This window comes from Clostridium sp. LXY-7, from assembly GCF_056172015.1.
The window spans coordinates 910578-923993 of the sequence record NZ_JBLLJL010000001.1 but is presented as its reverse complement, the minus strand read 5'-3'; the positions used below and the strand labels follow the sequence as shown (position 1 = coordinate 923993).

The window sequence follows — 13416 nt, the reverse complement described above, 5'->3', positions numbered from 1 at the left end:
CATAGTCTGGTCTTGCATTAAATAATGAGACTCATGTATAGCATATATTTGCTACACATGAGCTTTTTTTATTATAATAATAAGTTAAATTTTGTAATTTCTAATGGAATTATATCTTAACTCCATTTTGTAAATAATACTTTATGAGGTGATTTTATGTATTTTAATGACTCAAGCCAAGAAGTGATTAGTAAATTTAATACTGATACTTCTACAGGACTAACTTCTTCTCAAGTTGAAGACCATAAAAAGAAATATGGGCTAAACAAACTTGCTGAAAAAAAGAAAAAAACCAAACTTCAGCTATTCCTTGCACAACTTAACGATATTTTAATTTATATACTTATCGTAGCTGCTGTGCTTTCCGTAATAGTTGCTAAAGAATTTGGAGATGCCGTGATTATAGGTATAGTTATTTTAGTAAATGCCTTTGTAGGAATGATTCAGGAAGCTAAAGCTGAGAAAGCTCTTGATGCACTAAAACAACTTTCTTCTCCAAAGGCACTAGTTAAAAGAAATGGAGAACTTGTAGAAATCTCTTCTGAAGAGATTGTACCAGGTGATTTGATAGTAATTGATGCTGGTAGATTTATTCCTTGTGATATCAGATTAGTGGAAAGTGCTAACTTACAAATTGAAGAATCTGCGCTAACTGGAGAATCTGTACCCGTGGATAAAAATGCCACTTTAGTTATTCAAGATGAAAATGTACCTTTAGGAGATAAGAAGAACATGGCATTTATGTCTACTCTTGCCACCTATGGTAGAGGTCTTGGTATTGCTGTCGCTACAGGTATGAATACTGAAATTGGTAAGATAGCGAAAATGTTAGATGAAAGTGAAAACGAACTTACTCCTCTTCAAAAGAAATTAGAACAATTAGGAAAAATCTTAGGTATTGCAGCTATTGGTATATGTCTAGTTATGTTTGTAGTTGGACTAATGCAAGGTAGAGATATGACCGACATGTTTATGATTTCTATCAGCCTTGCAGTTGCAGCTATTCCAGAAGGACTTGCCGCCATCGTTACAATTGTGCTAGCTCTTGGCGTTCAAAGAATGATTAAGGAAAATGCTATTATAAGAAAGCTTCCTGCAGTTGAAACCTTAGGTTCTGTAAATGTAATATGTTCAGACAAAACAGGTACCTTAACACAAAATAAAATGACAGTAGTTAAATTTTTTGCTGATAATAAATTAGATGAAATTTCTAACTTAGACATTGATAATAATGCAAGTAAGCTTCTTCTTGAAAACATTGTACTTTGTAATGATGCAACTGCTACAGAAAATTCAAAAACTGGAGACCCTACAGAAATAGCATTATTAGAAGCTGGTAATATATATAAACTATTTAAAGAAGGCTTAGAAAGTAAATATAAAAGAGTTGATGAAATTCCATTTGACTCAGATAGAAAATTAATGACCACAGTGAATGCCTATGGTGATGATTATTATGTAATGACTAAAGGTGCTACTGATAATCTTATTAACCTATGTAGTAATGCTTATTTAGATGGAAAAATAGTTCCACTTACTGAAGAGCTTAGAAACAAATTCTTAAGCGCAGCCACTGAAATGTCAAATGATGCTCTAAGAGTTTTAGGTTCTGCTTTTAAAATATTACCTTCACATGACATAGACAAAGCTAATCTTGAAAAAGATTTAACATTTATTGGTTTAGTGGGAATGATTGATCCACCAAGACTTGAAGTTAAAGATTCTATAGCTCTATGTAAGACTTCTGGTATTAAAACAGTTATGATAACCGGAGACCATAAGAATACAGCTTTTGCCATAGCTAAAGAACTACTGATTGCGGAAGATATATCTCAAGTAGCTACTGGGGCTGAAATAGATAAATTATCTGACTCAGAGCTTAAGGAAAAGGTTAAAAACCTAAGTGTATTTGCTAGAGTTTCCCCTGAACATAAGGTAAAAATAGTTAAAGCCTTTAAAGCTAGTGGAAACATAGTTTCTATGACTGGTGACGGAGTTAATGACGCTCCATCCTTAAAAGCTGCTGATATTGGAGTTGCAATGGGTATTACTGGTACAGACGTAGCTAAAGGTGCTTCTGATATGGTGCTTACAGATGATAACTTCTCAACTATTGTATCTGCTATTGAAGAAGGAAGAAACATCTTTAATAACATTAAAAAATCTGTTATCTTCTTAATTTCTTGTAATGCTGGTGAGATAGTAACCCTGTTCCTTGGAATTTTATTTGGTTGGGCATCACCACTTAACGCTACTCATATACTATGGGTTAACTTAATTACAGACTCTTTCCCAGCTCTTGCCCTTGGTATAGATCCTGGTGATAAAGATGTAATGAAAAACAAACCTAGAGATCAAAAAGATAGCATATTTAAAGGTTCTTTATTTACACTTTTATTTAATGGTGTGTTAATTGGTGCTCTAACACTTATAGGTTTTATATACGGAGTTCACACATATGGTGGCGCTGCAGTAACTCTTACTTCTGTTGGTAGCAATCCAGAAGCATTAATGCATGCTCAAACTTTAGCCTTTGTAGTATTAAGTGGAACTCAATTAATTCACTCTCTAAATATGAGAAATGAAAATAAATCTATATTTAAAATAGGACTATTCTCAAATATGTACTTAATTGGTTCAATTTTACTTGGAGTTTTATTACAGTTAGCAGTTATCTATATACCACCAATAGCTAATGTATTTAATGTTGTTCCATTAACTATTTCTGATTGGGCAATAGTGTTTGGATTGAGTATAATCCCATTAATTGTTAATGAAGTGATTAAACTGTTTAAAAAAGATATTTAAATATAATTGATGTTACAAAAGCGCTATTTTAAGCACTTCCCAGTGCTCAAAATAGCGCTTCTGTAATTTCTCTGTACTTAGATAAAAAATGGTTTGAAGTAAAACATTTTACTTCAAACCATTTTTTATCTACATGTTCCTGTACTTTCCCTTATAACTAATCTACTAGGTATTACTGTCTTCTTACATATGTCTCTACCTGACTTTAAGCTATCCATTAATACATCTACAGCAGTCTCTCCCATGAAGTCTGTATAAACCTTTACTGTGGTTAATGCCGGAGTTAAAAATTGAGATGTGTATATATCATCAAAACCTACTATACTTATATCTTCTGGTATTTTATAACCTTCTTCTAATACAGCCCTATAAGCTCCAATAGCCATAGGATCACTTGCAATAAAGAAGGCACTTGGTATTCGTTGTGCAGCTAAAGCCTTTTTCATAAGAGAATATCCATCATCGGGTAAAAATTTACCTAAATATATCCAACTATTATTCAAATTACTAATATTCTTCATAAATTTCTCATAAACTTCTTGTCTATAATCTTTAATTTTTTCATTTCCATCATTTATATATTCTTCTCCACCTATGTATGCAATGTTTCTATGCCCTAAAGATGTCAAATGAGTTAATGCAGCTTCTACCCCACAAATATAATTCACAATAACAGAATCATAATTTAAATCATCTGGGCATGAATCCACAAAAACAACCTTACTGCTTATATGCTTTATTTTTTCTACATCTAATTTTCCAAATTTACCAATAGCTATAACTCCATTAATATCTCTCCAAGAATTTTTTCCATGAAGTGTTATGGTTTTAAAATCAATATTCTCTTCTTTACACTTCTTTTCAATAGAAATTCTAATTGATAAAAAATAAGGATCTTTTATTTCCTCACTTTCTGTATACCAATTTAGAATTCCTATTGTATAGCTTTTATTTTTATTTTTCTTATCTCTCTTTGTAATATAATTTAATTCTTCTGCCGTCTCAAATATGCTTTTTCTTGTACTCTCTGATACATTTAAAGTTTCATCAAAGTTTAAGACTCTAGACACCGTAGCTATAGACACTCCAGCTATGGTAGCTATATCTTTTATAGTGGCCATTAAACTCCTCCCTACATCTACGTTATTTTACTAAAAATATCATAATATTTACTTAATATTATATCATAAAGTAATTGACATTTAAACTTGCCAGTTGTTATAATATTTTTAAATACATAATATGTAAATAATTGATTTATATGGTTATTAATTTGAAAATAATATTAATGAGGTGAATTTATGAAAAGAAAACGTCTATTAGCTACCATTTTAGCTTCTCTACTATTAGTTGGTGTAGTTGGCTGTAATAAATCTAGTGGAGATAGTGGAACTAATGATAGTAGTCTTCCTTCAATAGGAGCTACAATTTACAAATATGATGATAACTTCATGTCTTATGTTCGTAGAACCATTGACAAGGAATGTAAAGATAAAGCTACTATTATCATGAATGACTCTCAAAATGATCAAAGTAAACAAATCGAGCAAATTGATACCATGATAGCTAAAGGAGTAAAAGTTTTAGCTATAAACTTAGTTGACCCTAAAGCTGCACCAACAATTATTGAAAAAGCAAAAGCCGCTAATCTCCCTGTGGTTTTCTTTAATAAGGAGCCCGAAGCTTCTGCTCTTAAAAGTTATGATAAAGCGTGGTACGTAGGTACAGAATCTAAAGAATCTGGTGTTATTCAAGGTAAAATAATATCAGATGAATGGAACAAAAATAAGGATAAATGGGATAAAAATAAAGATGGTAAAATTCAATATGTTTTACTTAAAGGTGAACCTGGACACCCTGATGCGGAAGCACGCACTAAGTATTCTATAGAAGAATTAAAAAATGCTAGTATACAAACAGAGGAATTGGCTTTGGATACGGCTATGTGGGATGCAGCTAAGGCTACTGAAAAAATGGATGCATGGCTTGCTAAGTACGGAGACAATATTGAAATGGTAATCTGTAATAATGATGGTATGGCACTAGGTGCTCTTGCCTCTCTTGAAAAATCAGGATACTTTAGAGATGATAAATTTATGCCGATATTTGGTGTTGATGCGATTCCCGAGGTTCTTGATAATATAAAAGCCGGTAAAATAGTAGGAACGGTATTAAACGATGCTAAAAATCAAGGTAAAGCTACTGTTGAATTATCAATAAATGCGGCTAATGGTAAAGATCCAGTTGAGGGTACTAGCTGGAAATTAGATAATAATAAAGCTGTTCGTGTACCTTACATTGGTATAAATAAAGATAATATCAAAATTGGTGAGGATGCATATAAATAGCATATATAAATGAGGTGCATTATATGTGCACCTCATTTATATATGCTATTTAAGGAGGTATATATATGTCAAAAATTACTGTAAACGAAGACAATTCATATATTTTAGAAATGATTAATATCTCCAAGTCTTTTCCAGGAGTAAAAGCCTTAGATGAAGTGAATCTTAGAGTAAAAAAAGGCAGTGTCCATGCTCTCATGGGTGAAAATGGAGCTGGAAAATCTACTCTAATGAAATGTTTATTTGGAATATACTATAAAGATGAAGGCGAAATTTATTTGGATGGTAGGAAAATTCAATTTAGTAGCTCTAAAGATGCCTTAGATCATGGTGTTTCTATGGTCCACCAAGAGTTGAATCAAGTACGTCAAAGAAATGTTATGGATAACTTATGGCTTGGCAGATATCCATATAAAGGGATATTTGTAGATGAAAAAAAGATGTATAAAGACACCCTTGAAATTTTTAAACAGCTAAATATCTATATAGACCCTAAAACTAAGGTAAATGCCCTTTCTGTATCTCAGATGCAAATGCTTGAAATAGCTAAAGCTGTATCCTACAACTCAAAAATTATAGTAATGGATGAACCTACTTCATCTTTAACAGAAAAAGAAGTAATTCATCTATTTTCTATAATTGATAAGCTTAAAGCTAAAGGCATAAGTATAATATACATTTCTCACAAAATGGATGAAATTCTTAAAATTTCTGATGAAGTGACTATAATGAGGGATGGAAAATGGGTAACTACTCAACCCACAAAATCTTTAACCATGGATATGATTATAAAAAAAATGGTAGGACGAGAAATAAACAGTAGATTTCCTCCTAAAAGCTCTAATATAGGTACTGTGGTATTAGAAGTTAAAAATCTTACTGGGCTTAAACAACCCTCTCTAATAGATGTATCCTTCAATTTAAATCATGGTGAAATATTAGGTATAGCTGGATTAGTAGGTGCTAAAAGAACTGAAATTCTAGAAGCCATTTTTGGTATGAGAAAAATTTCTAATGGCAGAATAGTGCTTAATGGTAAAGATCTAGATAACTCTACTACCTTTAAGTCAATGAGAAATGGCTTTTCTCTAGTTACTGAAGAACGCAGAGAAACAGGGATTTTTCCGCATAGTAGTATAAGTTTCAATTCAGTCATTGCCAATATGGGAAGATATGTAACCTTTGGCTTTCTAAGCAATAGCCACATAGAAGCTGATACTGAATGGGTTATTGAATCCATGAACGTTAAAACACCTTCTCAGAAAACTCATATTTCCTCACTATCTGGTGGAAATCAGCAAAAAGTTATAATTGGTAGATGGCTTTTAACAAATCCCGAAATTCTTATGTTAGATGAACCTACAAGAGGTATCGACGTAGGTGCTAAATACGAAATATATCAATTAATGAATAAATTAGCTGAAGAAGGTAAATCAATTTTAATGGTTTCTTCTGAAATGCCAGAACTTCTTGGAGTATGTCATAGAATCCTAGTAATGAGTAATGGAAGAGTAGCTGGAATTGTGAATGCCGATTCTACCTCTCAAGAAGAAATCATGCATCTTTCAGCACTATACTTATAATTATAGGAGGTGTAAGAACAAAATGAAAAACTTTACTAAAATATTAAACAAAGATTGGATAATGAATTACGCCATATATATTATATTATTTGTTCTACTTTTGATTATTATAATAGTATCTCCTGATTTTTTATCCTTAAAAAACTTTACTAACATCTTAAGTCAAGCTTCTACTCGCATAATAATAGCTTTAGGAGTTGGAGGAATACTTATAACCGCTGGTACTGATCTTTCTGCTGGTAGACTTGTCGGACTTTCTGCAGTTTTATCAGCTTCTTTACTCCAAGCTGCAGGCTATGCTTATAAAATGTATCCTCAACTCTCTGAGCTTCCAATTATAGTACCTATCCTAGTAGCCATGATAGTCTGTGGATTGTTAGGTTTAATAAACGGCTTTATTGTATCTAGATTTCAAGTTCCACCTTTTATAGCTACCATGGGTATGATGATTATAGTATATGGACTTAACTCTATCTACTTTGATCGGCCACCTTATGGTGCTCAGCCTGTAGGCGGATTATCTAAAGCCTTTACTGAATTTGCTTTAGGTGGCATAGATAAATTTGGTTTTAAGATACCCTATCTAATAATTTATGCTATGATAGTTACATTTTTAATATGGATTTTATGGAATAAAACTAAATTTGGTAAAAATATATATGCAATAGGTGGAAATCCTGAAGCAGCAACAGTTTCTGGTGTAAATGTAGTTAGAACTCTATTATTAGTGTATTTTTTAGCTGGAGTATTATATGGTTTTGCTGGAACTCTGGAGGCTGGACGTGTTGGAAGCGCTACAAACAATACAGGCAACATGTATGAATTAGATGCAATCGCAGCCTGTGTGGTTGGTGGAGTTTCTACTTCTGGGGGAATCGGAACTGTTGGTGGCGTTGTTACTGGAGTGCTTATTTTTCAGGTAATAAACTACGGATTGGCTTTTATAGGCTTAAATCCATATTTACAATACATCGTTAAAGGCTTGATTATAATAGGTGCTGTTGCAATAGATATAAGAAAATACCTTAAGAAAAAATAATCAATAATTATAATAAAATTACAGGGAATTATCTTTTAATAAGTATACCTACCAAACTCATCAGTGAATACTTTTTATATTAATAATAAATTCCCTGTAATTTCACTTATACTCATCCCTCTTAGAAAGTTATTCTCTATATTTTCATTTATAATTACTTTATTATTCCTTTATATAAAATCTATAACTAGTATTCGCTCTATATTCCTGGAGTTTTTTTACTATAGAATACTCCTTAAAACATTGATTATGTCCTATAGGTGGTGCTTGAGTTTCAAAGCAACATGCCATTCTCGGCTTTGCATTTCTCCCATTGTTCAAAGGGAGACCATCTGTAAAATTCATTGAATAACAAACTACAGTTTTTTGGTCCGTTTTAATTTCCAATGCTCTTTTCGATTTATTATCATAAAATTCTACACTAATATTTTCATTATCTTTTAAAATCCAAGGATGATCATAACCATTTCCTCTAACTAATTGTATATGATCCTTATTTAAATCCCTCCCTACTTCTTTTTTAATTCTAAAATCAAAGGGTGTCCCTCCAACCTTCATATAGCTTCCTGTAGGAATACAGCTATCATCAATGTGACAAATCTCATCACTATTTATATAGAGTTCATGTTTTAAAATATCTCTTTTTCCTTCTCCTGATAAATTAAAATAACTGTGATTTGTAATATTTAATAAGGTGTCTTCATCACATACTCCTTTAATAGAAATCATAAATTCATTTTTATTATTAAGAATATAATATACTTCTATGTTTAAATTTCCTGGATACCCCTCCTCTCCATCTTCACTTCTATATTTTAACTTTACTCCTACACTATCACTATTTCTAAATTCTTCTCCACTCCAAACTTTTTTATCAAAACCAATGTTTCCACCATGAAGAGTATTTTCTAGATTATTTTTGTTTAAAGTTATTTTTTTACCTTCGAAATCTATTGTTCCCCTGTATATTCTTCCTGCAGTTCTACCTATAATAGCACCTAAATAGGATGGATTTTTAACATACATATTTAAATTTCTATATCCCAATACCACATTTTCAAAATTCCCCTCATAGTCATTAGTTAAAATCTTAGTAATAATTCCTCCAAGACTTAAAAATTCCACTATCATATTATTATCATTTATAAGCTGATACTTTAAGATATCTTTTTCCCCTAAGTATATGGTTTCAACCCTAATATCCATAACTCTCCCCCTATTCTCTAATGACTTTATTTTATCAGCTGCTAATTCTCCTAATCAAACATTTTTAACTATAAATTACTATAATAATTTTCATTAGTAAAATTCTATAAATTGTTTAGTAAAATATTGATTTTTTTTACTAAACAATTATAATAACCTTATAAAGGTATAAAATTGTAAGGAGGATTACTATGAATTTATCATCAAAATTAAAAAATTCTTTTTATAATATATTTGAAAATTCATGTGAAAAACTATTTTTTTGTCCTGGGCGAGTTAACTTAATTGGGGAACACACTGATTATAATGGAGGTCTTGTTTTCCCTTGTGCTATAACTTTGGGCACCTATGGTGCTATAAAACTAACTAAACATAAGACAATTAGAGCTTATTCTCTTAATTTTCAACACCTCGGAATCACTGAAATTTCCTTAGATGATCTAGATTGCAAGAAGGATGATAATTGGACAAAGTATTTAAAAGGTGTTCTAAAAGCTTTAATTGAAGATGGACATATAATTTCTAGCGGTTTTGACATATTGATCTATGGAAACCTTCCTAATGGAGCTGGACTTTCATCTTCAGCTTCTCTAGAAATGCTAATTTGTAAAATGCTTAAATATATGTTTAGTTTAAAGATAAATGAAATTACTATGGCCCTTCTAGGTAAGAAAGTTGAAAATGAATATATTGGTGTGAACAGTGGTATTATGGACCAGTTCGCCATCTCCTTAGGACATAAAAATTCAGCTCTATTACTTGATTGCAATACATTAAAGTATGAATATATAGCTGTCAATCTAAAAGATATATCCCTAGTGATTATGAATACAAATAAGCGAAGAGAATTATCCTCTTCTAACTATAATCAGCGAAGAAGTCAATGTGAAGCTGCTCTTTTAGATTTGAAAAATCTATTTAATATTTCCTCATTATGCGAACTTTCCTTTGAGGATTTTAAAAGATACAAATACGTTATAACAGATGAAATCAATGTTAAAAGAGCTAATCATGTTATATCTGAGAATCAAAGAGTGAAAAAATCTATAGATGCATTACAAGAAAATGATTTTGTTACCTTAGGGCACCTCTTAAATGAATCTCATATATCTTTAAGAGATGACTATGAAGTTACTGGAATAGAACTCGATACTTTAGTTTCTTCTTCTTGGGCCCAAGAGGGTGTATATGGTGCACGTATGACTGGTGCTGGCTTTGGTGGATGTGCCATAGCACTCGTTGACTCTCAGAAGGTAGATACTTTTATGAAAAATGTAGGAAACAACTATAAAAAACATATTGGCTATGAAGCTTCCTTTTATATTGCAAACACCAGTGATGGTCCAAATGAAATTGAATAGATGTTAGGAGGTGACATAATGAATTTGGGCTCATTAATCCACAGATTAGTAGAACTAGGTATAGAAAATGAACTTATCTCTTCTTTAGATGAGATTTATATCCGTAATAGATTACTATCTCTTTATAAAGAAAATAATTATAAAGCAGATAAGAAATTATCCCTTAACCTATATGAAACTCTAGATAAATTAATAGAAATAGCAGTTAATAATCATATAATTTCTAATTTAAGCTATGAAAAGGATATATTCTCTAGTAAAATTATGAACTGCTTCCTAGATAAGCCTTCTATAATAAATAATGAATTCTATAAATTATATAACACTTTACCTATGATGGCTACTGAATATTTTTATAATTTAAGTAAAAATTCCAATTATATTAGAATGGATAGAATAAATAAAAATATTTTTTTTAAAGCTCCTTCTAAGTATGGATCTGTAGATATAACCATTAATCTTTCTAAACCCGAAAAAGATCCATCAGAAATTGCCTTAGGTAGAAATAAGATATCTTCCCATTATCCATATTGTTTGCTCTGTATCGAAAATGAGGGTTTCGATGGTAGCATCAATACTCCAGATAGATCAAATCATAGATTAATAGAAGTAGAGTTGAATAATAAGAAGTGGAAACTACAATATTCTCCCTATGTGTATTATAATGAACATTGTATATTACTATCAAAATCTCACGAACCTATGTCATTGACTAAGGATACCTTTAAAAATCTATTATGCTTTGTAGATAAATTTCCACATTATTTCCTAGGCTCAAATGCTGATTTACCTATAGTTGGTGGTTCTATATTATCTCATGAGCATTATCAAGGTGGTCACTATATATTTCCCATAAATAATGCTAAAGAGCTTTTTAGGTTTAAAATTAAATCGTTTACTAATATAGATATTACTGCACTAAGATGGCCTCTATCCACCCTTAGGCTTAAGGGTGCGGATATAGATAATTTAGTAGAATGTTCTAATTATATCCTTGAAAATTGGAAAACCTATAGTGATAAAACACGAAATATCCTATGTAATACCAAAGAAATTTCTCATAATACTATTACTCCAATATGCCGAAAAGAAGATAACCTTTTTGTCATGGACTTAGTTCTAAGAAATAATAGAACTACTAAAGAATTTCCTTTAGGAATATTTCACCCTCACGAGGATGTACAACACATTAAAAAGGAAAATATAGGGTTAATTGAAGTTATGGGACTTGCTATACTCCCTGGAAGATTACTAAAAGAACTAGAGGATATTAAAAGTTTTATATTAACTGGAAAGGATTCAGTTAAAGCTTATCATAAATTCTGGGCTCTAGACCTTAAGGTACGCTATAACTCTAAATTAGACATTGACAAATTTATTAATGATGAACTTGGTCAGAAGTTTGTTAATATTTTAGAGTGTTCAGGAGTCTTTAAACAGAATGAAAAAGGAATAGCTGGATTTAAGAAATTTTCTGATTATCTTAATAAAATCTAGTATGTCTCTAAAAATATTTTTTACAATATAACTAAGGCTACAGAGAAGATTTCTCTGTAGCCTTAGTTATATTTCACTTCAATTCTATTCTATATAGTTTATTCTTCTTCATTCATTATTCCTAAATAATCAAATACCATGAATGCTATACTAAGTATTATAGCTACTATAGTAGCTAAGCCCATTCCTTTTAATTCTACAGTACCTAAGACCACCTTTATTCCACTGAGTCCAACAATTAATATAACAGAAGTAAGTATCAAATTTCTTGATTTAGAAAAATCTACTTTTCCCTCTATAAGGGTTCTAAGCCCTGATGTAGCTATAATCCCAAACAGTAGGAAACTAACTCCCCCTATTACAGGAGTTGGAATACTACTTATTAAAGCTGATAGTTTACCTGAAAATCCAAGTATTATGGATATTAACCCTGCACCACATATAACATATACGCTATATACCTTTGTTAATGCCATAACTCCAATATTTTCACCATAAGTAGTGGTTGGTACTGAACCAAACATACCTGAAATCATAGTAGATAGACCATCCCCTAGCAAAGACCTATGTAGGCCTGGACTCTCTGAAAGATCTTTTCCCACGATGCTACTTGTTACTTTTAAATGACCTATATGTTCTGCTATTACCACAAAGGTAGCAGGTAAAATCGTAACTATAGCTTTAAAATCAAAATGTGCTAATTTTACTTGAGGTACAACAAATATGCTAGCTTCTCTTATTGCTGTAAAATCTACTACACCCATAAAACATGCTGTTACATACCCTGTGACTACTCCAATTAATATTGGTATTACTTTTAAAAATCCTTTTAATAATACATTACATAGTATTACTGTAATCAATGTAATCATAGATATTGTTATCCACTGACCATTCATTACAGGAGAATTTGTCCCTCCCACTGCAAAGCCAGCCATATCTGCTGCAGTAGGTGCTAGCTCCAGTCCAATTATAGCTAAAATAGCTCCCATAGCTGCTGGTGGAAAAAGCTTATTTATCCATGCCGTCCCTGCATAACCCACAGCCATTGCCACTAAAGAAAATACTAATCCTGAAATAACAAACCCACCTTGAATGGTTTGAAAATTATATCCTTCACTCATGAGTAAAAATACTGGCGCTAAAAACGCAAAGCTAGATCCTAAATAAGCAGGAATACTTTTCTTTGTTATAAAAGCATAAAGCAATGTTCCAATACCATTAAAAAATAATACCGTAGTTGGGTCAATGTTAAACAAAATGGGAACCAAAACCGATGCACCAAACATGGCGAATAAATGCTGAACACTTAACGGAATTGCTTTTGTAAGTGGAAGTTTTTCACCTACATCCACAATTGTACTTGAATTTTTATCTATATTTATCATAACTATTACCTCCTTCTTAGTCTCGCTGGACTAAATTAAAGCTCTTGATAAAATATATCACCTTCTGATGATTATTTCAATATATAACATTAAAATAAATTTTCCCATTTCAATGTTTTAAATTGTAATAATCTTTTATATCTTTTTAAAAATAATAATTTATAAAATTAGAAGAGATTTATATTT

General features: G+C 31.2%; 9 protein-coding genes. 6 read left to right on the top strand and 3 right to left on the bottom strand.

Translation table 11 applies throughout. The features are described 5' to 3' along the window. The first annotated feature begins 156 nt into the window (after window positions 1–156). Entirely contained in the window at window positions 157–2808 is a 2652-nt protein-coding gene (locus tag ACI48Q_RS04365) for a cation-translocating P-type ATPase (RefSeq protein WP_474917824.1), read from the top strand. A gap of 125 nt (window positions 2809–2933) precedes the next feature. Here the strand turns inward: ACI48Q_RS04365 and ACI48Q_RS04360 are convergent, their stop codons facing one another. Beyond that, a complete protein-coding gene (locus ACI48Q_RS04360; protein ID WP_474917823.1) occupies window positions 2934–3929 on the bottom strand; it encodes a LacI family DNA-binding transcriptional regulator in 996 nt (331 codons plus the stop codon). Between the two features lie 180 nt (window positions 3930–4109). Between ACI48Q_RS04360 and mglB the strand changes: the two genes are divergently transcribed. The 3 genes from mglB (at window position 4110) to mglC (ending at window position 7778) form a co-directional block, all read left to right on the top strand. Next, window positions 4110–5156, top strand: a complete 1047-nt coding sequence (gene mglB / locus ACI48Q_RS04355; RefSeq protein ID WP_474917822.1) for a galactose/glucose ABC transporter substrate-binding protein MglB — start codon at window positions 4110–4112, stop codon at window positions 5154–5156. 65 nt (window positions 5157–5221) lie between these two features. Further along, complete coding sequence (gene mglA, locus ACI48Q_RS04350) at window positions 5222–6739, top strand: galactose/methyl galactoside ABC transporter ATP-binding protein MglA (protein ID WP_474917821.1); 1518 nt, start codon at window positions 5222–5224, stop codon at window positions 6737–6739. 22 nt (window positions 6740–6761) lie between these two features. Further along, complete coding sequence (gene mglC, locus ACI48Q_RS04345) at window positions 6762–7778, top strand: galactose/methyl galactoside ABC transporter permease MglC (RefSeq protein ID WP_474917820.1); 1017 nt, start codon at window positions 6762–6764, stop codon at window positions 7776–7778. A gap of 162 nt (window positions 7779–7940) precedes the next feature. Here the strand turns inward: mglC and ACI48Q_RS04340 are convergent, their stop codons facing one another. After that, the gene (locus tag ACI48Q_RS04340) at window positions 7941–8984 is read right to left on the bottom strand and encodes an aldose epimerase family protein (protein ID WP_474917819.1); all 1044 of its coding nucleotides are present in this window, start codon (window positions 8982–8984) and stop codon (window positions 7941–7943) included. A gap of 191 nt (window positions 8985–9175) precedes the next feature. On the opposite strand from ACI48Q_RS04340, the gene ACI48Q_RS04335 reads away from it, so the two are divergent. Both ACI48Q_RS04335 and ACI48Q_RS04330 read left to right on the top strand, forming a co-directional pair. Continuing rightward, a complete protein-coding gene (locus ACI48Q_RS04335) occupies window positions 9176–10345 on the top strand; it encodes a galactokinase (RefSeq protein WP_474917818.1) in 1170 nt (389 codons plus the stop codon). Window positions 10346–10360: 15 nt separating this feature from the next. Then, window positions 10361–11842 carry a UDP-glucose--hexose-1-phosphate uridylyltransferase gene (locus ACI48Q_RS04330; RefSeq protein WP_474918333.1) on the top strand — a complete coding sequence of 494 codons (1482 nt, stop codon included), beginning with the start codon at window positions 10361–10363 and terminating at the stop codon, window positions 11840–11842. A gap of 98 nt (window positions 11843–11940) precedes the next feature. On the opposite strand, the gene uraA is transcribed toward ACI48Q_RS04330, so the two are convergent. Next, entirely contained in the window at window positions 11941–13230 is a 1290-nt protein-coding gene (uraA, locus tag ACI48Q_RS04325) for a uracil permease (protein WP_474917817.1), read from the bottom strand. Window positions 13231–13416 lie beyond the last annotated feature (186 nt).

What these genes read in the sequence shown, in the direction of transcription:
- ACI48Q_RS04365 (WP_474917824.1), top strand. Translation starts at nt 157, where the DNA reads ATGTATTTTAATGACTCAAGCCAAGAAGTGATTAGTAAATTTAATACT.
- ACI48Q_RS04360 (WP_474917823.1), bottom strand. Translation starts at nt 3,929, where the DNA reads ATGGCCACTATAAAAGATATAGCTACCATAGCTGGAGTGTCTATAGCT.
- mglB (WP_474917822.1), top strand. Translation starts at nt 4,110, where the DNA reads ATGAAAAGAAAACGTCTATTAGCTACCATTTTAGCTTCTCTACTATTA.
- mglA (WP_474917821.1), top strand. Translation starts at nt 5,222, where the DNA reads ATGTCAAAAATTACTGTAAACGAAGACAATTCATATATTTTAGAAATG.
- mglC (WP_474917820.1), top strand. Translation starts at nt 6,762, where the DNA reads ATGAAAAACTTTACTAAAATATTAAACAAAGATTGGATAATGAATTAC.
- ACI48Q_RS04340 (WP_474917819.1), bottom strand. Translation starts at nt 8,984, where the DNA reads ATGGATATTAGGGTTGAAACCATATACTTAGGGGAAAAAGATATCTTA.
- ACI48Q_RS04335 (WP_474917818.1), top strand. Translation starts at nt 9,176, where the DNA reads ATGAATTTATCATCAAAATTAAAAAATTCTTTTTATAATATATTTGAA.
- uraA (WP_474917817.1), bottom strand. Translation starts at nt 13,230, where the DNA reads ATGATAAATATAGATAAAAATTCAAGTACAATTGTGGATGTAGGTGAA.